Source organism: Paracoccus sp. TD-10, from assembly GCF_048270675.1.
Classification (GTDB): Bacteria; Pseudomonadota; Alphaproteobacteria; order Rhodobacterales; family Rhodobacteraceae; genus Paracoccus; species Paracoccus pantotrophus.
The window spans coordinates 163,042-186,985 of the sequence record NZ_CP182420.1 but is presented as its reverse complement, the minus strand read 5'-3'; the positions used below and the strand labels follow the sequence as shown (position 1 = coordinate 186,985).

21 protein-coding genes are annotated in these 23,944 nt (G+C 65.1%); 14 read left to right on the top strand and 7 right to left on the bottom strand.

The features are described from left to right. Positions 1–38 precede the first annotated feature (38 nt). The 4 genes from ACNKFW_RS19620 to ACNKFW_RS19605 all read left to right on the top strand — a co-directional run bounded on the left by ACNKFW_RS19620 (position 39) and on the right by ACNKFW_RS19605 (position 2,411). On the top strand, positions 39–818 hold the full coding sequence (locus tag ACNKFW_RS19620; protein ID WP_114669507.1) for a LysR family transcriptional regulator: 780 nt from the start codon (positions 39–41) through the stop codon (positions 816–818). Then, on the top strand, positions 763–1,695 hold the full coding sequence (locus ACNKFW_RS19615; protein ID WP_418025726.1) for an IS5-like element ISPko1 family transposase: 933 nt from the start codon (positions 763–765) through the stop codon (positions 1,693–1,695). Before ACNKFW_RS19620 ends, ACNKFW_RS19615 begins: the two co-directional genes overlap by 56 nt. A 138-nt stretch (positions 1,696–1,833) precedes the next feature. Next, positions 1,834–2,100 carry a hypothetical protein gene (locus ACNKFW_RS19610; RefSeq protein WP_220185190.1) on the top strand — a complete coding sequence of 89 codons (267 nt, stop codon included), beginning with the start codon at positions 1,834–1,836 and terminating at the stop codon, positions 2,098–2,100. Further along, positions 2,097–2,411, top strand: coding sequence for a type II toxin-antitoxin system RelE/ParE family toxin (locus ACNKFW_RS19605; protein ID WP_085502597.1), 315 nt, complete (start codon positions 2,097–2,099; stop codon positions 2,409–2,411). The genes ACNKFW_RS19610 and ACNKFW_RS19605 overlap by 4 nt, the downstream gene beginning before the upstream one ends. A gap of 387 nt (positions 2,412–2,798) precedes the next feature. On the opposite strand, the gene ACNKFW_RS19600 is transcribed toward ACNKFW_RS19605, so the two are convergent. Next, on the bottom strand, positions 2,799–3,476 hold the full coding sequence (locus ACNKFW_RS19600; protein WP_218152314.1) for an FCD domain-containing protein: 678 nt from the start codon (positions 3,474–3,476) through the stop codon (positions 2,799–2,801). Positions 3,477–3,630: 154 nt separating this feature from the next. On the opposite strand from ACNKFW_RS19600, the gene ACNKFW_RS19595 reads away from it, so the two are divergent. From ACNKFW_RS19595 to ACNKFW_RS19575, 5 genes are read left to right on the top strand one after another with little or no spacing between them, the layout of a single operon-like run. Further along, positions 3,631–5,118, top strand: a complete 1,488-nt coding sequence (locus ACNKFW_RS19595; RefSeq protein ID WP_074990738.1) for an ABC transporter substrate-binding protein — start codon at positions 3,631–3,633, stop codon at positions 5,116–5,118. A 4-nt stretch (positions 5,119–5,122) separates the two neighbouring features. Beyond that, positions 5,123–5,962 (top strand): ABC transporter permease, encoded by an 840-nt coding sequence (locus ACNKFW_RS19590; protein ID WP_074990741.1) that lies wholly within the window; start codon positions 5,123–5,125, stop codon positions 5,960–5,962. Between the two features lie 5 nt (positions 5,963–5,967). Then, the gene (locus ACNKFW_RS19585; RefSeq protein WP_036752876.1) at positions 5,968–6,888 is read left to right on the top strand and encodes an ABC transporter permease; all 921 of its coding nucleotides are present in this window, start codon (positions 5,968–5,970) and stop codon (positions 6,886–6,888) included. Continuing rightward, positions 6,885–8,228 (top strand): M20 family metallopeptidase, encoded by a 1,344-nt coding sequence (locus ACNKFW_RS19580; protein ID WP_074990743.1) that lies wholly within the window; start codon positions 6,885–6,887, stop codon positions 8,226–8,228. The genes ACNKFW_RS19585 and ACNKFW_RS19580 overlap by 4 nt, the downstream gene beginning before the upstream one ends. Further along, entirely contained in the window at positions 8,225–9,172 is a 948-nt protein-coding gene (locus ACNKFW_RS19575; RefSeq protein ID WP_074990744.1) for a hypothetical protein, read from the top strand. Before ACNKFW_RS19580 ends, ACNKFW_RS19575 begins: the two co-directional genes overlap by 4 nt. Before the next feature lie 6 nt (positions 9,173–9,178). On the opposite strand, the gene ACNKFW_RS19570 is transcribed toward ACNKFW_RS19575, so the two are convergent. Beyond that, positions 9,179–11,005, bottom strand: a complete 1,827-nt coding sequence (locus ACNKFW_RS19570) for an ABC transporter ATP-binding protein (protein ID WP_074990746.1) — start codon at positions 11,003–11,005, stop codon at positions 9,179–9,181. A gap of 198 nt (positions 11,006–11,203) precedes the next feature. On the opposite strand from ACNKFW_RS19570, the gene ACNKFW_RS19565 reads away from it, so the two are divergent. Then, positions 11,204–12,199, top strand: a complete 996-nt coding sequence (locus tag ACNKFW_RS19565) for a 1-aminocyclopropane-1-carboxylate deaminase/D-cysteine desulfhydrase (RefSeq protein WP_074990747.1) — start codon at positions 11,204–11,206, stop codon at positions 12,197–12,199. Between the two features lie 60 nt (positions 12,200–12,259). Here ACNKFW_RS19565 and ACNKFW_RS19560 read toward each other — a convergent pair whose 3' ends face one another. From ACNKFW_RS19560 to ACNKFW_RS19540, 5 genes are all read right to left on the bottom strand, one after another. Continuing rightward, on the bottom strand, positions 12,260–13,096 hold the full coding sequence (locus ACNKFW_RS19560) for a sulfurtransferase (protein ID WP_074990767.1): 837 nt from the start codon (positions 13,094–13,096) through the stop codon (positions 12,260–12,262). A gap of 11 nt (positions 13,097–13,107) precedes the next feature. After that, positions 13,108–13,809 carry an SDR family NAD(P)-dependent oxidoreductase gene (locus ACNKFW_RS19555; RefSeq protein ID WP_218152316.1) on the bottom strand — a complete coding sequence of 234 codons (702 nt, stop codon included), beginning with the start codon at positions 13,807–13,809 and terminating at the stop codon, positions 13,108–13,110. 16 nt (positions 13,810–13,825) lie between these two features. Then, complete coding sequence (locus tag ACNKFW_RS19550; protein WP_074990750.1) at positions 13,826–14,620, bottom strand: helix-turn-helix domain-containing protein; 795 nt, start codon at positions 14,618–14,620, stop codon at positions 13,826–13,828. A 72-nt stretch (positions 14,621–14,692) separates the two neighbouring features. Next, positions 14,693–16,291, bottom strand: a complete 1,599-nt coding sequence (locus ACNKFW_RS19545; RefSeq protein WP_074990752.1) for a hydantoinase B/oxoprolinase family protein — start codon at positions 16,289–16,291, stop codon at positions 14,693–14,695. A 2-nt stretch (positions 16,292–16,293) separates the two neighbouring features. After that, positions 16,294–18,348, bottom strand: coding sequence for a hydantoinase/oxoprolinase family protein (locus ACNKFW_RS19540; RefSeq protein ID WP_074990754.1), 2,055 nt, complete (start codon positions 18,346–18,348; stop codon positions 16,294–16,296). A 403-nt stretch (positions 18,349–18,751) separates the two neighbouring features. Between ACNKFW_RS19540 and ACNKFW_RS19535 the strand changes: the two genes are divergently transcribed. From ACNKFW_RS19535 to ACNKFW_RS19520, 4 genes are read left to right on the top strand one after another with little or no spacing between them, the layout of a single operon-like run. Next, positions 18,752–20,281, top strand: a complete 1,530-nt coding sequence (locus tag ACNKFW_RS19535; RefSeq protein WP_074990756.1) for an ABC transporter substrate-binding protein — start codon at positions 18,752–18,754, stop codon at positions 20,279–20,281. Between the two features lie 38 nt (positions 20,282–20,319). Then, positions 20,320–21,267, top strand: coding sequence for an ABC transporter permease (locus ACNKFW_RS19530; protein WP_036752900.1), 948 nt, complete (start codon positions 20,320–20,322; stop codon positions 21,265–21,267). Continuing rightward, a complete protein-coding gene (locus ACNKFW_RS19525; RefSeq protein WP_036752903.1) occupies positions 21,264–22,076 on the top strand; it encodes an ABC transporter permease in 813 nt (270 codons plus the stop codon). The genes ACNKFW_RS19530 and ACNKFW_RS19525 overlap by 4 nt, the downstream gene beginning before the upstream one ends. After that, complete coding sequence (locus tag ACNKFW_RS19520) at positions 22,073–23,926, top strand: ABC transporter ATP-binding protein (protein ID WP_256233562.1); 1,854 nt, start codon at positions 22,073–22,075, stop codon at positions 23,924–23,926. Before ACNKFW_RS19525 ends, ACNKFW_RS19520 begins: the two co-directional genes overlap by 4 nt. Positions 23,927–23,944: the final 18 nt, after the last annotated feature.

Here is a 23,944-nt window from a genome sequence, read left to right as displayed (position 1 = left end):
GTGAATCCCTTTTGTCAACACGCCCTAGGGGGCATCAGATGAGACAATGGGAAGAAACTCCCTTGTGGAACCGCCCCGTGCAATGGACAGCAAGTGGTCTGCCATTCGATCTTAGAGCGGTCCGCTATGTGCTGGCCGCATCCGAACTCCTCAGTTTCAGCAAGGTGGCATATGCTCTTGATGCAAGGGTTTCCACCGTCAGCCGTAGCATCCGGGATCTTGAGGACAGTCTAGGGGTCTCGCTGTTCCAACGCAGCACGATGGGAGTGCGCCTTACCGATGCCGGGGCGCGCTTCCTCGACAACGTGCTGCCGGCGATAATCCAGATTGAGGCCGCCATTCAACATGCAGGTTCGGCAGGGCGGGTTGAAGACGGTGTGGTGCGGGTCGGTATCCTGACCACTCTGGCCGGAGGCTTCCTGCGTGATCTGGTTGAGGCCTGGCGCGGCGCCTTCGACGGGGTGGGATTGCAGATCCGCGATGGCGGACGCCGGGAACATCTGCGGGCGATCCGGGCGCGTGATCTCGACATCGTCTTCCTGACCGGCAACGGGCGGATCGAGGATTGCGATCAGATCGAGCTCTGGCAGGAACGGGTGCATGTTGCGCTTCCCGAAGCCCATCCTCTCGCGCAGGAGGGTCGGCTCGACTGGCAGCAGCTCAAGGGTGAGCACTTCATCGTGCCATCGCAGGAGCCGGGGCTCTGTTGCACAAATCCCGTGTGGGATTCATCTCATGAATCCAGCGTGGTAGCTGGGATACATGAGCAGACCTACACCCCCGACCTACAGGACCAGGAACTGGCCAGCCTACAATGAAGCGCTCAAGCGCCGCGGCTCGCTGACGATCTGGTTCGATCCCGAGATGAGCTGGGATGCCGCGCCGACAGGTAGGCGTGGCCGCCAGCAGACCTACAGCGATGCCGCCATCCAGACATGCCTTTCGATGAAGGTGCTGTTCGGCATGGCGCTTCGGCAGACGACAGGCTTCGTCGAAAGCCTACTGCGGCTGGTCGGCCTCGACTGGGCGGTGCCCGACTTCAGCACCCTGTCCCGCCGCCAGAAGACCCTGGCCGTGAACATCCCGTATCGCGGCTCCAAGGGGCCGCTGCACCTGCTGATCGACAGCACGGGTATCAAAGTCGAGGGCGAAGGCGAGTGGCACGCCCGCAAGCATGGTGGACCCAAACGGCGCGTCTGGCGCAAGATCCATCTCAGGATCGACGAGGAAACACTGGAGGTTCGCGCAGTCGAGGTCACAGGGAGCCATATCGGCGATGCACCGGTCTTACCCGACCTGCTCAACCAGATCCCAGCGTACGAGCAGATCAGCAGCGTCACTGCCGACGGTGCCTACGACACCCGCAAATGCCACGATGCAATCGCTGACCGCGGCGCCCGCGCTGTCATTCCGCCTCGCAAGAATGCCAAGCCGTGGAAGACCGTCACCGCCGGCGCGGTCGCACGAAACGAAGCGCTGCGGGCATCGAAATACCTCGGTCGTGCTCTCTGGCGACGATGGAGCGGATACCACCGCCGAAGCCGCGTCGAAACGAAGATGCACTGTGTGAAACTGCTGGGGCAGCGCCTCATGGCGCGGGACTTCGACCGACAGGTCGCGGAGCTTCAGGTCCGTATCGCCGTTCTGAACGGCTACACCGCGCTCGGCATCCCTGTCACAGAGCCCGTGGGATAAGTCTGTCCGGGGAAAGGGGAACCCCGGCCATCAGCCGATTTGTGCAACAGAGCCATCTGTATGCTGTATGCTGCTCGTCGAAATGGATTGAGTCCGAAGCTGCTTCAGGTATGATGTAGTCATACTGTGGGGGCTTTCATGACAGTTAAAACCACGCTGAGTTTCACGGACCGCCATCACCGTTTCCTGACGGAGAAGGTCGGGGCAGGTGTCTTCGCCTCGCAATCTGCGCTCGTCGCGGCTGCGCTGGAGCAGATGATCCAGGACGAGGAGGAGCGCGAGATCGCGCTCGGTGTCTTCGCCGACGAGATCCGAAGCAGGCTGCAGACGCCACGCGATGCCTTCGTTGATGGTGATGAGGTATTCGCCCGGGCTCGCGCCCGCCTGGCATCTGGTGAGAGGTGACCTACCGCATTCGCTTCCATCCTTCGGTAGCCGACGACCTCGACTGGATTGCCGAATGGATCTCTGACTATGCGGGAGCATCCAGTGCTGCGGCCAAGCTTGATGAAATCGAACAGGTGATCCGCAGTCTCGCGCTGACCCCGCACAAGGGGAGCAGACGCGATGAGATCTCTCCGGGGCTTCGGGCGATCCCGGCCGGACGAAAGGGCATCGTGGTGTTCGCAGTCGATGATGACGTGCGCGAGGTCTTCATCTATGCGGTAAGCTACGGCGGGGCGGATTGGGTTCGGCGGAGCAGGGCGCGCAGTTGAGTATGCGTTGCGTGCAAGGCCTCAGGCTGCTATTGTGAGGCAGGGCGGGATGATCGCTTTGGACATTGCGAAACAGTTTACAAATCCTGCCCCCGCAACCACTGCTGTCATAAATCACTCATAATTCAAATATAACAAAATCTTAGGAAAGTTTTCCTATTGGTTGCCCGTTTCATCTGGCCACTGGTGGCACTTTGCGGCGACACCATCACCATCGCAGACTTGCCCTTATCCCGTCTTTCGGAATGACCACACACTCGTTGCGACGTGCCGGCTTTAATTGCCTTCGCCCCGGCAACGTGATGGAACTGGCCCTGCAAGCTTGGGGCATCGTGCAATGGCGCGCCAGATTATTCATCCGCACAGGCGGAGCACGTTCGCCGATGCTTATGCTTCCTGTCGGCGGCGCAACGCAAACAGCACTTGATCGGCCCCATCGTCGATCGCCCGCATGATGGCAGAGCTGGCCGCGAGGGAATCGCGTGCGCGAAGGGCCTGGACAAGATGGGTATAATTCTGGTGATCCTCGCCCGCGCTGCCGATACTGCGAGGCAGGTAGGCAAAGCCGGGACCCGCGCGAAGCCAAAGGGTCTCGATGACCTGAAGCAGAGTCGGCATCTCGGCCGCCCTGTAAAGGGCGAAGCGCAGTTCCTTGTTCGCTTTTAGGGCCGCGTGAAGATCCGGTCCGTGCCGTAGGTCGGTATATGCGGCGATCTGCGTCTCCAGCCTGGCGATGCCTTCCCCGGTGATGCGCTGCGCCGCCATCTCGGCCGCCAGCCCCTCGACACGCTTGCGGATCAGCCTGATTTCTTCGTGCCGCTCCTCGGTCAGTTCTGGAACCCGGAAGGAGGAAGCCGGCTCGGCCGCAAGAATGCCCGAAGCCGCGAAACGCACAAGCGCTTCGCGCGCCGGGGTGATCGACGTTCCCAGCCTGTCGGCCAGTTCCTTCGTCACAAGCCGCGTGCCGGGTGCGAGCCTGCCTTCGACCAATGCGTCGCGGATCTGCGCCTCGACATGCGAAACCAGGCTGCGGCGGGGCACCTGTTCAAATGCTTCAAAATCCAATGCCATTCCTCGCGTGACACAATGCACATCCTATCAGCACAAGCGCAGAAGTCGCATGTCGAATGACAATATATGATATATTTTCACTTGCGCAAAGGCGATTCCGTCGGAATGATGGTCAGGCAAGGGGTGGCCCACCAACAGGAGAAAACTGATGCGTCTTCTTTCCGCTCTGACACTCGGGGTCGCGCTTGCGATCCCTGCGATCCCCGCTCTTGCACAGGACACGGAACTGGTCATCGGCCGCGCCGTCTCGACCAATGCGATGGACCCAGGCTTCATGCGCGAGGCCGCGACCATCGTGGACAACATCTTCGACACGCTGGTCATGCGCGACAAGCAGATGAACCTTGTCCCCGGCCTGGCCACCGAATGGCGCGCTGTCGATGATCTGACCTGGGAATTCAAGCTGCGGGAAGGCGTCACCTTCCACAATGGCGAGCCCTTCGATGCCGAGGCGGTCAAGTTCACCATCGACCGCGTGCTGGACCCTGCGGCGAACTCGCCGGCGATATCCTATATCCGCACTGTCGCGTCGGTCGAGGTGGTGGATCCGCTGACCGTGCGCATCACGACGTCGGCGCCCGATCCCCTGCTGCCGACCCGGATGAGCCGCTATCCCGCCTACATCGTGCCGCCGAAATACGTAGCGGAGATGGGCGATGCCAAGTTCGCCTCGCAGCCGGTGGGAACCGGCGCCTACCGGTTCGTGGAATTCGTGCCCGATGAGCGGGTGGTGCTGGCGGCCAACGAGAACTACTGGCGCGGCAAGCCGGCGCTGGACGAAGTGACCTGGCGCCCGATTCCCGATAGCACCGCCCGCATCACCGCGCTCGTCACCGGCGAGGTGGACCTGATCGAGGACGTGCCGGTGGATCTGGCGCCGATGCTGACCGCTTCTCCCGATGTGGAGCTTGTCCAGGTCAAGGATGGGGGCCTGACGATCTATCTTGGCTTGCGCATGGACAAGGAGCCACTGGATGACGTGAAGGTGCGTCAGGCACTGAATCACGCGATCGACCGCCAGGGGATCACCGACAACCTGCTGCAAGGCATGGCAACTCCGGTCGGAGGTCAGGTCGGCAAGAGCGATTTCGGCTATCTTGACCTGCCGGTCCCGGCCTACGACCCCGAGCTTTCGCGCAAGCTGCTGGCCGAAGCGGGCCTTCCCGACGGTTTCGAGATCACCATGCAATCCTCAACCCGTTATATGAAGAACAACGAGGTGGCGCAGGCCATTGCCCAACAGCTTGGCGATGTCGGCGTCAAGGTGAACCAGCAGGTGCTGGAATGGTCGGTCTATACGCAGAAGCAGCCCTTCGACGGCCCGATCTACATGCTGGGCTGGGGCTCGACGCAGACGCTGGATGCCGATGCAGCGATCTATGCCATCATGCGCTCGGGCGAGCCCTATTCCGGCGCGACCTTACCTGAACTGGACCGGCTCTTGGACGAAAGCCGGCAGGTCGTCGATCCTGCAGCGCGCGAAAAAGTGCTGCATGAGGTGCAGGAACTTGCCGCGAGGGAAGTGCCGCTGATCTCGCTTTACCGCGAGGACGCACTGCTGGGCCGTGCGTCGGACGTGCATTTCGAGGGCCGCCCGGATGCCCGCATCGTCCTGTTCGACATCACGAAGGACTGACGGGATGTGGACCGGGGCAAGGCTGCGGGGAAACGAGGATGCCGTGTTTGCGGTGCTTTTGATCGTCGCGGTCGTGACAGCCAGCATCCTTGTGCCGCTGTTCTGGCCCCTGGACCCGCTGCGCGGCACCCTGACTGCCACGTTCAAGCCTCCGATGACGATGACCGAGGCGGGGCTGCATCCGCTTGGCACCGACCAGCTTGGCCGGGATCTGTTGGCCCGGCTGGGCTTGGGCACGCTGATCTCGCTGGGGATCGTGCTGGCCTCGGCCGCGATCTCGGTCGTTCTGGGCACGATCCTGGGCATGGTTGCGGGTTATTTCGGCGGCTGGATGGACGTGCTGATCATGCGGCTGGTGGACATCCAGCTGGCGATTCCCTTCATCCTTCTGATCCTGCTGTTCGTGGCGATCCTTGGGCCAAGCATCGCCAACCTGGTGGCGATCCTGGGGCTGACAGGTTGGGCGGTATTCGCGCGCGTCGCGCGGGGGCAGACCCTGGCGGTGCGCGAACTGGAATATGTCGAGGCCGCCCGCGCCATCGGCCAGAGCGACGGCACGATCATCCTCCGCCATGTCCTGCCCAATATCGTTGCCCCGCTGACCGTGCTGCTGACGCTGGACCTGCCGCGCCTCATCATCCTTGAGGCGTCGGTCGGCTTTCTGGGCCTCGGCGTGCAGCCGCCCTGGCCCACGCTTGGCAACCTGATCGGCGAGGGGCGATCCTTCATCCTGATTGCCGACTGGCTGGTGCTGTATCCTGGCCTGATGATCGGGGCGGTGGTGGTCGGCTGCAACCTGCTTGGCGACTGGCTGGTCCGCCGGGCCGATATGAAGATGTCGTAACTGCCATGAAGGGTCTGCGCTTTCTGCTTTCGCGTGCGCTTCAGGGGTTGGTGGTGATGCTGGGCGTGTCGGCGCTGGTCTTTTTCGCGCTGTTCCTGACCGGCGATCCCGCCGCGCTGATGATGTCGCCCGACGCCAGCCAAGCCGAGATCGAAGCGTTTCGCCGGGCCATGGGCTTCGACGATCCGATCTGGCTGCAGTATCTGCGTTTTCTCGGCAATCTGCTTCAAGGCGATCTGGGCCTGTCGCTGCGCTATCAGCGGCCGGCGACCGATCTCTTGTGGGAGCGCCTGCCGGCGACCGCGCTTTTGGCTCTTTCGGCGCTCATCTGGTCCTCGGCCATCGGCATGGTGCTGGGGGTCGTCTCGGCCGTGCGCAAGAATTCGGGGCTGGATTTCGTCATCCGCGTCATCGCCCTGCTGGGGCAGGCGGTGCCGGTCTTCTGGCTTGCGCTGCTGATGATCCTGCTCTTCTCGCTGCGCCTGCGGTGGCTGCCCTCGTCGGGGATGGGGGGCTGGCAGCATCTGGTCATGCCGTCCATCGCGCTGGGAGCCTATTATGTGTCGGCCATGACCCGGTTGGTCCGCGCCTCGCTGATCGAGGTGCTGGGCCAGAACTATATCCGAACCGCCCGCGCCAAGGGGCTTGGCCAGTGGCGGATCGTCGTGCGGCACGGGTTGCGCAATGCCATGATCCCGGTGATCACCGTGCAGGGCATGTATTTCGCGGCGCTTCTGGGCGGGGCGCTGGTGACCGAGATCGTCTTTGCCTGGCCGGGCATCGGAAGGCTGGCGGTCGAGGCGATCCAGAACCGCGATTTCCCCGTCGTGCAGGCGGTGGTGCTGTTCACCGCCGCCGTTTTCGTCATAGCCAATTTCCTGGTCGATATCGCCTATACCTGGCTCAACCCGCGGATCCGGCTGTGAGCGCGCTGGATGATGCCCTTGCCCTGACGGCGCGCTGGTGCGCGATCCCATCGCACGCCGGCGATCCCGCCAGCCAGATGCGGCAGGCCCGCGAGTTGCGATCCTGGCTGTCCGGCGAACTGGGCGCGGCGCTGCTGTCCTCTTCCCCGTCCGAAACCGAGCCGGCACCGGTGATCCATGCGCGGATCGACAGCGGCTCGGCCCGCACGGTGCTGCTTTACAACATGTATGACGTCATGCCCGCCACGCCCGAGGGCTGGCTGCACGACCCCTGGGCGGGCGGCATCGCGGATATGCCCGGTATCGGCCGTGCCTTCGTCGCGCGGGGGGCCGAGAACAACAAGGGGCCGCTGGCCGGCATGCTGATCGCACTGCGCGACCTGAAGCGCTCCGGCCGGCTGCGCGTCAATGTCGAAATCCTGCTGGACGGGCAGGAAGAGCGCGCCTCGCCCGCGTTGCGCCGCTGGCTGGCGGCGCCGGACTGCCCGCTGCGACCTTCGGTGGGGGCGTTGTTCCCGTCCTTCTGCGAATATGGCGGCGGGCCGCCCCGGCTGTATCTGGGGTTTTCCGGCATGGCCAAGGGCAGGCTGGAGGTGGCTGCGGGGGGCTGGGGCGGCCCTGCGCGGGCCATCCATTCCTCGAATGCGCCATGGATCGCCAATCCCGCACGGGTTCTGGTCGATGTGCTGGCAAGGATCGGCGGACCCGAGACCGGAGAGCTTGCGCAGATAGATCTGGATGCCGATGCTGCGCGTGTGGTCGCGGCGCTGGCGCGGGATTTCGATCCTGCGGCCGAACTGCGCTTCCGGCATGCAGCCTGTTTCGCCCGGCCCCGATACGGCTGCCTCGATCCCGAGGCTTTGTTGCGCCATGTCCTGACCACGGCTTCCTTCAACATCGCCACCTTGGCGACCGATCCCGTAGCCGGCGACGCGGTCATCCCCGCGGCGGCCACGGCCGCGTTCGATCTGCGCGCCCCGCCCAGCCTTGCACCGGATGCACTTGTCGCGGGCATCCGCGACCTGCTGGCCGCCGAGCCTGTCTTTGCCGGGGCTGCGCTGCGCGTCGATGACAGCTATCCGGGCGCGCGGGTTCTCGAGTCCGCTGTCGGCGTCCGCGCCCTGCACGATGCCTATGCCGGTGGTCCGGCGCCGCAGGTCTGGCCCTGGGCGATCGGCGCCGCGCCGGCCTATGCCTTCGGCCGCCATACCGAAAGCTTCCTGATCGGTGGCTCGGGGCGGGGCGGCAATGCGCATGGCGTCAACGAGTTCCTGCATATCGAGGGGTTTGGCCGTTTCATTGCCTCGGTCTCGGCATGGATCCAAGGGATGGCGGCATGATCTGGCTGGGACGCGAGGATCTGCTTCGCGCCGGCGCGCTGGACTGGCAGGCCGCGCTGGACGATGTGGCCGAGGCTGTGCGGCTGTTGCGTCGGGGCGATGCGGAGATGGTTGCCGAATCCGTGCTGCCGCTTGGCGATGATCCGCGCGCCAAGGCATACGGGCTTCCGGCCCGGCTTGGGGGCCGCTTTGCCGCCGCCGGGATCAAATGGACCGTGCATCGGCCCGCTGCACCCGAGGACGGCGAGGCTATCACGTCGACCACGCTGATCGAGGATCTGGCCACCGCCCGGCCCTTGGGCATGGTGGAAGCGGCGCTGCTGACGCGGGTGCGGACGGCCGCCGTTTCGGCCCATGTGCTGCGCGCATTGCGGCCCGGTCTGCGGCGGATCGCCTTGCTGGGCGCGGGTGCGCAGGCGCGGGCGCATCTCGCCATGCTGCGCGCCCTGTTCCCGGACCTTGAGCGGATCGCGGTTTGGAGCCGCTCGGGTCGTGAGGTCGAGCGGCTGGGGCCGGGGATCACCGTCCATCCAGATCCCGAGCAGGCCATCGCGAATGCCGAGGCGGTGCTGATGTGCAGTTCCGCGCCTCAGCCCTTCCTTGGTCCCGAAGCGGCGACCGGCGGCCGGCTGGTCCTTCAGATAGGCTTTCACGAGATAAGCTTCGCGGGCATCGCCGCCTTCGACCGGGTGACGTGCGACCTGTGGGGCGAGTTCGCCCGGACCAGTGCTAAAAGCCTGTTCCAGATGTATCGGGCGGGGCTTTTCGATCCCGCACAGGTCGCGGCCGACCTGCCGGCCATCCTTTGCGACGGCTGGCGGCCCGCGCCGGGCGAGTCGGTCTATTTTTCGAGCTTCGGGCTGAACATCTTCGATATCGCGCTGGCGGCGCGGCTGCTGCGCGCCGCGTCGGGGCAGGGAATCGGCACGCGCCTGCCCGGCTGATCCCGCTCAGGCGGCCTGCCATTCCGGGCCGGCAACCTGCACCAGATGGCCGGGCGAGACCTCGCGCCATTCGCGGGCCGGGGGCTGATAACCCACCGGATGCAAGGGGCTTTTCAACTCGCGCAACTCACCGGCGAGTCGGTTGCCGCGAAAGGCGGGGTCGGGTACCGGGATCGCCTGGAGCAGTCGCTGGGTATAGGGATGCGCAGGGGCTCCAAAGATCGCCTCGCGAGGGCCGATCTCGACGATCTCGCCCAGATACATCACGCCGACGCGGTGGCTGATCCGTTCGACCACCGCCATGTCATGGCTGATGAACAGATAGGACAGGCCAAGCTCGGCCTGAAGATCCAGCATCAGGTTCACTACCTGTGCCTTGACGGTCACGTCCAGCGCGGACACCGCCTCGTCCGCGACGATCAGCTTCGGCGCGATGCCAAGGGCGCGGGCGATGCAGATGCGCTGCCGCTGCCCGCCCGAGAACTCGTTCGGGAAACGCCGCGCCATGTCGGGGGAAAGCCCGACCTGCGCCAGCAGGTCCGCGACCCTGTCCTTCAGTTCCGATCCCCGCGCCAGGCCATGCGTCACCATCGGCTCGGCAATGGCATCGCCGACCCGGCGACGGGGATCGAGGCTGGCGAAGGGGTCCTGGAAGATCATCTGCATCTGCCGCCGCATTCGGCGCAGGGCCGGGCGGTCAAGCTCCAGTAGCTCGGTTCCGTCCAGTCTTACCGAGCCCGAGAAGGGCTGCGTCAGCCGCAGGATCGAGCGCCCGGTCGAGGATTTGCCGCAACCGGATTCGCCCACCAGGGCCAGCGTCTCTCCCTGGCGGATGTCGAAAGAGACGTTCTCGACCGCATGAACGCGCGCCTGCGTCCGGCCCAGGAGGTCCGTGCCGGCATCATAGCGGGTGGTCAGCCCGCGCACCTCGAGCAGCGGCGCCGTGCCGCGCAGGGTGTCGGGCAATTCGGTTCCGGGACTGGCCGCGCCGGTTGCCGCATCGACCAGCGGGAATCGCGCGGGCCGGCCGGTTCCGGCCATCGAGCCGAGCCGGGGCACGGCCGCCAGAAGCGCGCGGGTATAAGGCTGCTGTGGATGGGCAAAGATTGCGGCGGTCAGCCCCTGTTCGACCGCATCGCCGCGCAGCATGACCAGCGTGCGATCCGCCACCTCGGCCACGACGCCCATGTCATGGGTGATGAACAGCACCGCCATCTGCTCCTCGGCCTGCAATTCGCGGATCAGCTCCAGGATTTGCGCCTGCACCGTCACGTCGAGGGCGGTGGTCGGCTCGTCCGCGATCAGCAGGCGCGGCCGGCAGGCCAGGGCCATGGCGATCATGAAGCGCTGCCGCATCCCGCCCGAGGACTGGTGCGGATATTCCAGCATTCGCCGCTTGGCCGCCGGGATGCGCACCCGCTCCAGCAGTCGAACGGTTTCCGCCATGGCCTTCTGCCGGTCCATGCCGCGATGGGTCGTCAGAACCTCGGCGATCTGCTCGCCGATCTTCATCGACGGATTCAGCGAGGTCATCGGTTCCTGGAAGATCATCGCGACCCGGTCGCCCCGGATGCGGCGCATCGCGCCTTCGGAAAGGGACAGCAGGTCGCGCCCCTCCAGCCGGACCGAGCCGGTGATCCTGCTGGCGGCCGGGTCCAGCAACCGCATCACCGCCAGCGAGGTCACGCTTTTGCCCGAGCCGCTTTCGCCGACCAGCGCCACCGTTTCGCCGGGGGCGATGTCGAAATCCAGGCCATGCACGACCTCTGTCCAGCCGCGACGGCCACGAAACGCCACACGCAGGTCGGCGACGGAAAGCACGGGGTCTGTCATCGGCACTCCTCGCGTCTTCTGGCTGTGCTCCGCGGCGATGCGCGCCGAGATGCACGCGATGGCCGGAGCGGCTTGCCAATAGAAATATATGATATATCTTCATTCATAACCGAGGCAATGCAAGGTTTTTCCATCCAAGACGCATTGCCTTGCCCACGTCCTCGCAAGAGGACGCAATCTGCACAGGAAGATGACACGATGAAACTTGGAGATGTCCCGAAGATCCCGCTTGCATTCGCACCGACGCCTGTGGAGCGGCTGATGCGGCTGGGCGCGGATCTGGGGATCGAGCTGTTCGTCAAGCGCGACGATTACATCGGCTTCGGTGGCGGCGGGAACAAGGTGCGCAAGCTGGAATACCTGATGGCCGATGCCGTGGCGCGGGGGGTGAAGGTGTTGATCACCACGGGCGGGCACCAGTCGAACCATGCCCGCATGACGGCTGCGGCGGCGCGGCATTTCGGCATGCACCCGGTCCTGGTGCTGCGCGGCAATGAACCGTCCGGCTTTCAGGGGAACCTGTTGCTCGACCGGCTGTTCGGGGCCGAGATCGAGTTTCTGGACCCCGACGCCTATTTCGACCTGATCGGGCCGCGGATGCAGGCCCATGCCGACCGTGCGCGCGAACGGGGGCAGGAACCCTATATCATGCCGGTCGGCGGGGCGACGCCGCTTGGCGCGCTGGGTTATGCCAGCGCGGTGCGCGAGTTGGCCGAGCAATTCGCCGCCCTTGCCCTGCCTGCGCCGGATGTCATCGTCACTGCTGTCGGGTCCGGCGGCACGCTGGCCGGGATCGAGATCGGCCTGACGCAATACTGGCCCGGCACCAAGGCAATCGGCATCGCTGTTTCGGGCTCGGCCGTCCCCTTTCCCGACCGCATCGCGCCGATGGCGACCGAGGGGGCCAAGCTGGTTGGACTGGACCGGGTGTGGCGGCCCGAGGAGATCCATGTCGAGACCGGCTATTTCGGCGAGGCCTATGCCGTGCCCTCCGAGGCGGGCAATGCCGCGATCAAGCGTCTGGCCATGCAAGAGGGGCTGCTGCTGGACCCGGTCTATACCGGCAAGGGCATGGCGGGCCTTCTGGGGCTGGTCGAGGACGGCACGATTCCGAAGGGGGCGCGGGTGCTGTTCCTGCACACGGGCGGCTCGCCGGCGCTTTATCCCCATGCCGAGCAGCTTGCGAAGCTGTGACCCGGCCATCGTGACGGGGAGGGGGTGCCGTATTTCTGGCGCCCCTCGTGCTTCCACGCCTCAGCGGTGGACGAAGGCGCCGGTTCCTTCGACGGCGGGCAGGTCGGGCTCGCCCGCCCATTCGTGCCAACTGCCGGGATGGATGGCGACATTGTCGAAGCCGGCCGAGCGCAGCCCGTAAAGCGTGGTCGCCGCCCGTGCGCCCCGGTGGCAATAGGTGACGATGCGCTGGCCCGGCCCAAAGCCCGCCGCCGCGGCGATGCGGCGGATCTCGTCGGGGCTGCGATAGCGGCCGTCCTGCAACAGGTCTTCATAGAACAGCAGGTCCGCGCCGGGGATGCGGCCCGCGCGGGCGCAGCAGGCGTGGACATAGCTTCCGTCCCATTCGGCAGGGCGGCGGGCGTCCAGGACATGCAACTCCGGCGCACCCGGCTCCAGCAATTCCTCGGTGGCTGCGACCAGTTCGCTGCGAAAGGCGCCTGCCTGTGCTGGATCGCCGTCGCCGATCCTGCCGGTCGCACCGGCTCCGGCGGCGGTCCCACCGCCCGCCGCGCGCCAGGCAGCCAGCCCGCCGTCGAGAATGCGGCCGCCGTCGAAGCCGCAAAGCTCATGGAACCACAGCCCGCGCGGCGACCGCATCCCCGTCTGCTCTTCGAAGAAAACGACCAGCGGCGCCCGGTCGAGGCCAAGCTGCCGGAACGCCGCGCGGGTGCCAGCCACCATCGCGGCAATGCCCCTCTCGTCGCTGTGGGCGATGAAATAGTCGTAGACGTTCAGGCAGGTGGCGCCGGGAATCGTTGCCTTTGCCCAATCGTCCCTGGGGCGGGTGTCGACGAAGACGGTTCCTTCCGGCGCCGCCAGCGCCTCGGCGGCAAAGATCAGCGGTGATGATCGCATGGCCATGTTCCTCAATAGCAATCCTCGACCGACCAGTGGACGGGAATGTCGGCGACCGAGGCGGTGGGAGGCAGGCCCAGGACGGTTTCCACGATGGCGGCGATGTCTTCGGGCCGGGTCAGTTTGGACATGTCCTGGACGACGCCTGCCGCCATGTCCGTCGCGACAAAGCTGGGACAGATCGCGGTGGTGCGCACGCGATTGTCGCGCCCGCATTGTCGCAGGCCCTGCGCCAGCCCCATCAGCGCGAACTTGGAAATGCCGTAAAGGCCCGAACCTGCCGATTTCACCCGCTTGCCCGACAGCGAGGACATCAGCACGATCCGGCCAGGATGCGGCTTGCCGTCCGGCAGGGCTTCAAGATGCGGCCATGCAAGCCGGGCCAGCCGCATCGGCGATTTCACGTTCACTGCGATCAACTGATCGAATTCCTCGTCGGCGGCCTCCAGCACGGTGGCGCGGCTGTGGATGCCTGCGCTCAGCACCAGCCCATCCAGCCGGCCGAACCGGGCGATGGTTGCGCGGATCCAGGCGCGCTCCGAATCCGGCTCCAGCGCGTCATAGCGGCAGGCAAGGCGCTGCGGCGTGTCAGGGTCTGCCGTCTCGGGACGGCGCAGGCCGAGGCTGACATTCCAGCCCGCCGCCTGCATCCGTTGCGCAATCGCGGCGCCAATCCCGCGCGAGGCGCCGGAAATCATCACGGTTCGCGTCATGCTTTCTTCCATCGGGTCATCTGCCAGACATATCGTCGCTGCGGGTCGGGGAACTGGCATGCCGCTCGGCCGTCGAGATGGCGTCGTGCATGACGGCGATCGCCGCCCGCTCGCCAGCGGCGTCAAGGACGTTCAGCGGTGCCAGAAGCGAAATCGCGGTCTCCATCCCGCGCAGGTGGTCATTGTTGATCGGCACGGTCAGCGTCAGGCTTTCGATACCCGCGCTGCGGCGGATGCCCCGCATGAAGCCCAGGCGCTGAAACTCGGCTATTTCCGCTTCGATTTGCGGCCGGGTCAGATCCCATTGGGCCAGGCGATCCTCCAGCAGGTCCAGGCAGCGGTCGCGGCTGCGTGCGTCCATCATGCCGAGAATGCAGACACCCGAGATGCCGACCCCCATCGGGATCCGTCCGCCGATGCCCGAGACATAGGGTTGCGCGACGATCTGACCCATCTGGTAATCTAGGCAGATCGTATCCAGCCCTGAACGCACCATGAGATAGGTCGAGAATTGGGTGCGCCCGGTGATGTCGATGAGGGCCGGGCGATATGTGGCGACGATCTCGTTCACGCCAAGGCTGCGATGAGCCAGCGCATAGGTGGCCGGCCCCAGCATGTAATTGCCGCGATTGCCGTTTTGCACGACCAGCCCGTATTCGGCCAATGCCACCAGTGTCCGGTGGACCGAGGATTTCGCCTCGCCCGTAGCGGCTGCCAGGGCCGCCAGCGCCATGCCCTTGCGGTCGGCCTGTCCCAGCAGGATCAGGATTTCCGCCGCCCGCCCGGCATTCGAAGAGGATTGTCTGGCCAAATGTCGCTCCAGCTGAGGTCTGCCCGCCATCCGGGTTTGGCCGGAACGGCGGGCAAGTCAAGCATTGCGCCTCTATGCAAAGCGTTTTTCCCGCAAGTCCCGCACGCGGGATGTCGCATCACGCAGGGCCGGGTCGCCATAGCCGCCCGCGCCGGGGGTCACGATCTCGAGGATGTCGCCCGGCGCCAGGTCCACGGACGCGCGCTCGAACCCGCTGCGCGCGCCGTTCAGGGTGAAATAGCCGCTGGCGCCCGGATTTCCGCCGTCCAGCCCCCAGGGCTGCGAGGTCAGGCGTGCGCCCATCACCTGCACGCGGCAGGGCTTTTCGGCGCGATAGACGCGGCGCAGGCCCATGCCGCCGACGAATTGCCCGTTCCCGCCCGAGCCGTCCACCAGTTCATAGCGCCGGAGCGTGATGGGATATTCGTTCTCGAGCGCCTCGACCGGCAGGTTCGAGGTGTTGGTCATGTGCACATGCACGCCGTCCAGTCCGTCCTTGTTGTGGCGCGCGCCGAACCCGCCGCCGATCGTTTCCAGATAGACCCACAGTGAGCCATCCTCGCGCCGCCCGTCGAAGCTGGCGACCGCGACCGAGCCGTTCGAGGCCGCGGTGACACGGTGGGGCACGACCGGGGCCAGTGCGCCGTGGATCAGGTCCACGACCCGCTGGCAGGCGGTGATGCGGCCATCGACGGCCGCCGGATGGGCGCAGCGCAGCAGCGTGCCTTCGCCGGCCGTGACGGTGATCGGCCGGGCCAGGCCCGCATTCGGCAGGACCGTCGGGTCCACGACGGTCTTGACCGCGTAATAGACCGTCGCCAGCAGTGCGGTATAGACGACGTTCAGGCCGGCGCGGACCTGCGGCGGGCTGGTGAAATCCAGTGCGATCTCGTCGCCCCTGACCTCGATGGTCACAGACATTTCCAATGGCGTCTCCAGCGATTCGCTGTCGAAGACGTCCGAGAAGGCATAGCGCCCGTCGGGGATCGCGCTGATGCCGGCGCGCATCTTGCGCTCGGCGTAGTCCATCAATTCGGAACCTGCGGCCAGCACGGTGTCCAGCCCGTATTTGCCGCAAAGCTCGGTCATGCGGATATTGCCCAGCCGGTTTGCGGCCAACTGTGCCCGCAGGTCCGAGATGCGCTCTGCCGGAACCTGGCAGTTCAGCAGGAACAGGCGCTGTATGTCCTCTTGCAGCTCGCCCCGCCGGTACAGTTTCACGGGCGGAATGCGTAGCCCTTCCTGATAGATATGTGCATGGCCGCGATCCGCGAAATCCGAATGATGCGCGGTGTTGATCGCCCAGGCGACCAGCTTGCCCTCGACGAAGACCGGCTCGGCCAGGACGATGTCGGGCAGGTGGGTGCCTCCTCCTTCATAGGCGTCGTTGCCCATGAACACGTCGCCCGGCTGGATCCCGTCTTGCCCGAAATGGCGCAGGATATAGGGGACGAAGCCGATGAAGCTGCCCAGATGCATGGGGATATGCTCGGCCTGGCACAGCATCCGACCCTCGGCGTCGAACAGTGCTGTCGAACAGTCGCGACGCTCCTTGATATTGGTGGAATAAGAGGCGCGCACCAGCGCCTCGCCCATTTCCTCGACCGTCGAGGCGAAGGCCGAACCGATGACCTCGACGGTGATCGGGTTCAGTTTCACTTGGGGGATCATGTTCACTTGGCTGCCTCCAGGATGAGGTTCAGATAGGGATCGACCGTCGCGGCCATGCCGGGGGGAACGACGCTGGTGGAATCCATCTGGTCGATGATCGCCGGGCCGCGGACGACATTGCCCGGCTTCAGCAATGCGCGGTCGTAAAGAGTGGTCTCGACGAAATCGCGCGCCTCGAGCATCCAGACGGGCCGCGAGCCGGTGACGGCCGCGCGGGCATCGTCGCCTTCCAGCGGCTGGGGCACGAAATCGGCCTTTTGCACCAGCCCGCTGGCGGCGGCGCGGAAAGTGACAAGCTGCATCGGCTCGCCCTCGGCCACGAAACCGTAGAGCTGGCGATGCGCGGCCAGGAAACCCTCGCGGATGGTGTCGAAGGTTGCGGCGTCGACGGGGCCGTCGGGAATAGCCACGGCGATTTCATAGTTCTGTCCGGCATAGCGCACGTCGACGGCAAGATTCAGGACACGGGCGGGATGCGCGATGCCTTCGGCCTCGAACCAGGCGCGAGCGCGGGCGCGCAGGTCATCGAAGATCGCCTGGACCTGTTCGGGCGTCGCCTGGTCCAGTCGCATCAGGCTGGTTGCCGAGAAATCGCTGCGCAGGTCGGTCATCAGCAGCCCCAGCGCGCATAGCACGCCCGGCGTGCGCGGGATCAGCACCCGGCTCATGCCCAGTTCGCGCGCCAGGCGCGCGGCCTGGACCGGCCCCGCCCCGCCGAAAGCGACCAGCGTATAGTCGCGCGGATCATGTCCCCGCTGGACCGAGATCACCCGGATCGCCTTGGCCATGTTGGCGACGACGATGTCGAGGATGCCGTTTGCGGTCTCCAGCATCTCCATGCCCAGCCTGTCGGCCAGCTTCTGGATCGCGGCCACGGACAGGGTGCGGTCGATCTTCATCCGCCCGTTCAGCAGATATTCGGGGTTCTGCGTCTGCAAGACCACATTGGCGTCGGTGACGGTGGGTTCGTCATTGCCTAGCCCATAGCAGGCCGGGCCGGGATTGGCGCCTGCGCTTCTCGGTCCGACCTTCAGCAACCCGCCGTTGTCGACATAGGCGATCGAGCCGCCGCCTGCGCCCACCGTATGGATGTCCAGCATCGGCACCTTCAGGGGATAGCCATGGACCACGGCCTCGTTGACCACGCGGCATTCGCCGCCCGACAGCAGCGCGACGTCGGAACTGGTGCCGCCCATGTCGAAGGTGATCAGGTTGTCGATGCCGGTCATCCGCCCGATGGCCTGCGCGGCGACCACGCCGGTCGAGGGACCGGAAAGCACTGTGCGCACCGGCATTTCCGCCGCCGTGTCGAAGGCGATCACGCCGCCGTTCGACTGCGTCAGTTGCGGCGCGACCTTCAGGCCCAGATCGGTCAGCTTCTTCTTCAGCGCGCGGACATAGCCCTGCATCACCGGGCCCAGATAGGCGTTGACGACCGTGGTGGACAGGCGCTCGTATTCGCGGAACTCGGGCGCGATATCGGAGGAGATCGCGGTAAAGGCGTCAGGGAACTCCTCGGCGATGATCTTGGCCGCACGGCGCTCATGCGCGTCGTTGAGAAAGCTGTAGAGGAAACTGACCGCGACCGATTTGACCCCCTGCGCCTTCAGTTCCCGCACCGCTTCGCGGAAGGCGCCTTCGTCCAGCGCCTCTTCGACCGAGCCGTCGGCGCGCACGCGCTCGGCCACGCCCAGCCTCAGGTCGCGCGTGACCAGGGTTTCGGGCTTGTCGGCTTGCAGGTCATAAAGGTCGGGCCGTTTCTGGCGGCCGATTTCCAGCAAGTCGCGGAAGCCGTCGGTGGTGATGAGGCCGGTCTTGACCCCGCGGCCCTGGATCAGCGCATTGGTGGCAACGGTCGTGCCATGTCCCAGGAAGCTGATGGTCTCGGCGCTGGCAGAAACCTGTTCCAGCCCTTCGGCTACCCCTTGCGTAATGCCGCGCGACGGATCGTCGGGGGTCGATGAGACTTTCCAGATCGTTACCTCGCCCGAGGTGTCATCGAAGAGGCAGACATCCGTGAAGGTGCCGCCCGAATCCACGCCGATACGCCAAGTCATGGGTTTTTTTCCTGCATTCGTTGCTAGGCGTTCAGGCGCGGCAGCCCCTCGGCGCCGGCCCGTCTGCCCTGGTTTGACATGGAGCCATATCAGGACAGAGCGCTCGCATGGTCAATCATATTCTTAAATCAGGTATAAAAGCTATAATATATTCCGATTATAAGAATTAAAAGAATATGAAACCCAGGAATCTGCCCAAAAGATGAGCAGTGCGCTGTGCATTATTCTTTTAATAGGAATACATTATAAATTGTCATCTGATAAATGGAATGTAATTGACCGAGGAAAAAATGAATCGCTACCCTTCCATCAGTGAAAGCCCGGCGGCACCTCCCATGCGGACCTGTCGAAGGGGCCTTGGAAAACCGCCCTGGCACAGGGGCGACAGCAGGGAAGCAAGGTCATGCAATTGAACAGACGGAACTTGTTGAAGATCGCCACGATGTCAGGCGCGGTGCTGGCGCTTGGCGGGCGTTTCGCCCAGGCGCAAGGGGGGCAGACCCTGCGGGTCGGGCTTTCGACCTATCCGCCACATCTGCGCCCCTGGGTGAATGTCGGCTATTCGGGGCATCTGCTGTGTTCGCTGATCAATCGCACCCTGATCAACTACGACGAGCAGGGGCAACTGGTGGGCGAACTGGCCGAAAGCTGGGAAAACGAGACGCCCGAGACATGGCGCTTTACCCTGCGCGAATCGCATTTCCACGACGGCAGCCCGGTCACGGCGCAGGATGTGGAATGGACCTTCCAGCAGATCCAGGCAGACGGTTCGGGCGCCTATATGTTCGACGCCCTGCGCCCCGTCACTGGCTTCGAGGTCATAGACGAGCGCAATTTCCGCCTGACCACGGATGAACCGCTGGCCACACTGCCGGCGCTGATGACGTTTCCGTTCCTCTCGATCCTCAAGGCCGGTTCGACCGATGCCGAGGATCAGGGGATCGGCGCCGGTCCCTATCGCATCGCCTATGCGGAAAAGGGCGTCTCGATCGAGTTGGAGCCGAACGAGCATTACTTCAAGCCCGGCCTGCCCACCTTGGCCGGCATCACCATCACGCCCTATGTCGATGAAAGCGCCCGGGTAGCGGCGCTGAACGCGGGCGATGTGGACATGATCGACTATGTGCCCTGGTCGGCAATGGCCGCGATCGAGGCCGATCCGGCGCTGGCTCTGCACAAGGTCGATGCGGGCGCCTTCATGTATCTCAGCTTCAACGGCGGCGGCGTCTTTGCCGATCCGCGCCTGCGGCAGGCGGTGGCCTTCGGCCTGCGCCGCCACGAGTTCGTCAAGTCGATCTTCTTCGGCTTCGGCGCCGAGATGACGGGCCTGCCGCGCGCCGCCGGCAGCCCCTACCGCCATGACGACCAGGCCGCCTTCTGGGGCTATGACCCCGAACGCGCCAAGGCGTTGCTGAAAGAGGCCGGCCACGAGAACGGCTTGACCGTCTCGCTTCTTTCGACGTCGCAATATTCGATGCATCGCGACACGGCGGTGCTGGTGCAGGCGCAACTGGCCGAGATCGGCATCACCGTCAACCTGACAATGCCCGATTGGGCGACGCGGGTGAACCTTGGCAACCAGGGCGCGGGCGATTTCGCGGTGCAGGGCATCGGGCTGGACAACCTCGACCCCGATGCGGTCACGACGCTGATCGATCCCTCGCTGTCGCCCACTTACCTGCGCAGCCGCAATTTCGAGGTCGAGGGCCTCAGCGAGGCATTGGCGCAGGGGCGCAGCGAGATGGATGAAGCCAAGCGCGTGGATATCTATCGCCGGGCCGACCAGATGGTGCTGGAGGCGACCACCTTCTGCGGCCTGTGCTATCGCGCGACGGGTTTCGCCGCCAAGGCGAGCGTGCAGGATCTCGCCATGTTGCCCGACCAACTGTCTCCGTTCTCCTCGGTGCTGTTCGACAAGCTGAAGCTGGGCTGAACGGTCCAGCGTCCGATAACCAGACGAAAGGCGACCTGATGGGGTGGTTTGTCCGACGATTGGCCCAAAGCCTCGTCATGCTTTGGGTGGTTGTTTCCTTGGTCTTCCTGTCCATCCATTTCGTGCCGGGCGATCCGGCCGAACTGCTGCTGGCGCAGGACGGCGGTTCGCCCGATCCCCTGATGGTGCAGATGCTGCGCGAGCAGCTCGGCCTCGATCGTCCGCTGCCCGAGCAGTATTCCCACAACGTCATGGGGATTCTGAGAGGCGATCTGGGCGCCTCGATGGTCGATGGCAGCTCGGTCGGCCAGGAGGTGATGCGCCGCCTGCCGCGCACGCTGGAACTGATCGCGGCGGCGGGCATCCTCAGCCTCCTGATCGGCATTCCGGCGGGGGTGCTGTCGGCGCTGCGCCCCAGGGGCCGCTTCTCGCGGGGTGCGGCGGTGGTGGCAGGGACGGCGCAGTCGGTGCCGGTCTTCGTGCTGGGCACGCTGCTCGTGGTCCTGTTCGCCCAGGTCCTGGGTTGGCTGCCGGCGGGAGGCTTCGTGCCGTTTTCGCGCGATCCGGGCAAGCATCTGCAACTGCTGGTCCTGCCGGCCGCGACCATCGCCATCGGCCTGTCCGCCATCGTCTTTCGCATCACCAGGGCGTCGATGCTGGACGTGCTGCCGCTGGATTTCATCCGCACGGCGCGGGCCAAGGGGGTTCCCGCCCGCCGGGTGATCATCCGCCATGCCCTGCGCAATGCGCTGATGCCGGTCATCACCGTGTTCGCGCTGCAACTGGGTGGCCTCCTGGCCGGCACGGTGCTGGTCGAGACCGTGTTCAACTGGCCCGGCCTGTCGGGAATGCTGGTCGCGGGCGTGAACGCGCGCGACTACCCGGTGGTCACTGGCGTGCTGGTCGTCGTCTCGGCCTTCTATATCGGGCTGAACCTGCTGGTCGACATCATCTACGGCATCACCGACCCGAGGGTGCGCAAATGAAACAGGCTTTCCAAAGTCCATCGGGCATCCTGCTGGCGCTGATCCTGGCCATAGCCTTTATCGGGCCGCTGCTGCCTCTGGCCGATCCTCTGGCCATGGATGTGGCGGCGCGGTTTGGCGGACCCTCGGCAGCGCATCCGCTGGGACAGGACGAATACGGGCGCGACCTGCTGTCGCGGCTGGTCCACGCGCTGCGCTCGGCCATCCTGATCTCGGGAGGCGCGGCGATGATCTCGGCGGTGATCGGTGTCTCGGTCGGCGTGGTCGCGGGGTATGTCCGTGGCTTTTCCGAGGCGCTGTCGATGCGCGTCATGGATGTGATCCTGTGCTTTCCGCCGCTGCTGCTGGCGATGCTGGCCGCAACGCTTTACGGTGCCGGCCCGTCCACGCTGGTGCCGGTGCTGGCCCTGGTCTTCGTGCCCAGCTTCACCCGCGTGGCCCATGCCAGCGTGATGACCGTGCGCGGGCAGGATTACGTCGACGCCACGCGCCTGATGGGTGCATCGGCGACCCGCATCATCTTTCGCACGATCCTGCCCAATATCGTCGGACCGCTGTTCGTGCAGTTCAGCTTCGTCGTGGTGATGTCGGTGATCCTGGAATCCGGCCTGTCGTTCCTGGGCCTTGGCGTGCTGCCGCCACAGCCGTCCCTGGGCATGATGATCGGCACCGCACGCTCGACCTTCGCGCAGGAACCATGGCTGCTGCTGGCGCCCTGCCTGTCGCTGATCGTGCTGGTGCTGGTCCTGAACGCCTTTTGCGACCACCTGCGGCAGCTCTTCGATCCCAGACGGGAATCGGGCGCATGAGCCGCAATCGGGAGAACATGACGGTGACGCAATCCGCAGAACATCCGTTGCTGCAGGTCCAGGGCCTGACCGTGGGCTTTCGCCGCGGCGGCCAATGGAACGATGTTATCCGCGATGTCGGCTTCTCGGTCAGCAGGGGCGAGACGCTGGCCATCGTCGGTGAATCCGGCTCGGGCAAAAGCGTGACCTCGATGGCGCTGATGCAACTGCTGCCGCGCGACAACTCGCGCATCTCGGGGCGGGCGCTGTTCCGGGGCATCGACCTGCTGCAATTGGACGAACGCCAGATGGAGCGCATCCGGGGCGACCGGATCTCGATGATCTTCCAGGAGCCGATGACCTCGTTGAACCCGGTGATGACCATCGGCGCGCAGATCGCGGAATCGATCCTGACGCATCGTCGTATCGGCAAGGCCGAGGCCCGCGCCGAGGCGCTGGCGATGATGGATCGCGTGCGCATTCCCTCGGCCAAAAGCCGCTACGACGATTTCCCGCACCAGTTTTCCGGCGGCATGAGGCAGCGGGTCATGATCGCGGCCGCCCTGGCTTGCCAGCCCGATCTGCTGATCGCCGATGAACCGACGACGGCACTGGACGTGACGATCCAGGCGCAGGTCCTGGACCTGATCAAGGAGTTGCAGGCCGAAAGCGGCATGGGAGTGATCTTCATCACCCATGACATGGGCGTTGTGGCCGAGGTCTCGGACCGCACGTTGGTCATGTATCACGGCGACGTAATCGAATCCGGCACGACCGAGCAGATTTTCCGCCACCCTGCCAAGGCTTATACCAGTGCGCTGCTTTCTGCCGTGCCCCGTCTGGGCTCGATGACTGGCAATGCGATGCCGACGCCCTATCCGGTCTTCGACATCGCCAGCGGCAAGCTGCGTGAGCCCGGGCCCCGTCCCAACACGCTGCGCGAGGGGCCGCCCTATCTGCTGCAGGTCAGCGACCTTTCCAAGCGCTTTGCCATCCAGAGCAAGCTTCTGAAGCGCACCATCGCCCGCGTTCATGCGGTCGAAGGCGTCAGCTTTACCCTGCGACAGGGAGAGACGCTGTCCATCGTCGGCGAATCCGGTTGCGGGAAATCGACCACCGGCAAGCTGATCACCGGGCTGCACGACCGCGACGAAGGCCGGGTCGTGCTGGCCGGGCGCGAGTTGGGCGCCATCCCGGCGGTCGAACGCGCCCATGACATCCAGATGATCTTCCAGGATCCTTATGCCAGCCTGAACCCCCGCCTGCGCATCGGAGAGGCGATAACCGAGCCGTTGCGCATCCACGGCAAGGCGAGCGCGACCGAGCAACGCGAGATTGCCGCATCGCTGCTGACCCGCGTCGGGTTGCAGCCGGAAATGGCTGGGCGCTATCCGCATGAATTCTCGGGAGGCCAGCGTCAGCGCATCTGCGTCGCGCGGGCCCTGGTGATGAAGCCCAAGGTCATCGTGGCCGATGAGGCGGTTTCGGCGCTGGACGTGACGATGAAGACGCAGGTCGTCAACCTGATGATGGACCTGCAACAGGAAATGGGCTTGGGCTTCGTGTTCATCAGCCATGACATGGCGGTGGTCGAACGCATCAGCCACCGGATCGCGGTGATGTATCTGGGCGAGATCGTCGAGATCGGCCCGCGCGCGGCCATTTTCGAGAATCCGCGCCATCCCTATACGCGGCGATTGCTGGGCGCGGTTCCGGTGCCCGATCCGGCCCGGCGTCACCAGCGCGGTGCAGCTGTAGTCACTGAACTGCGCAGCCCCGTCCGCCCGCCGGACTATCGTCGCCCCGCCCGGCGCTATCTTGAAATCTCGGACGATCATTTTGTCCTCGATTCCGGGGAAGACTGGCAATGACGCCAGTCCCCATTCTGA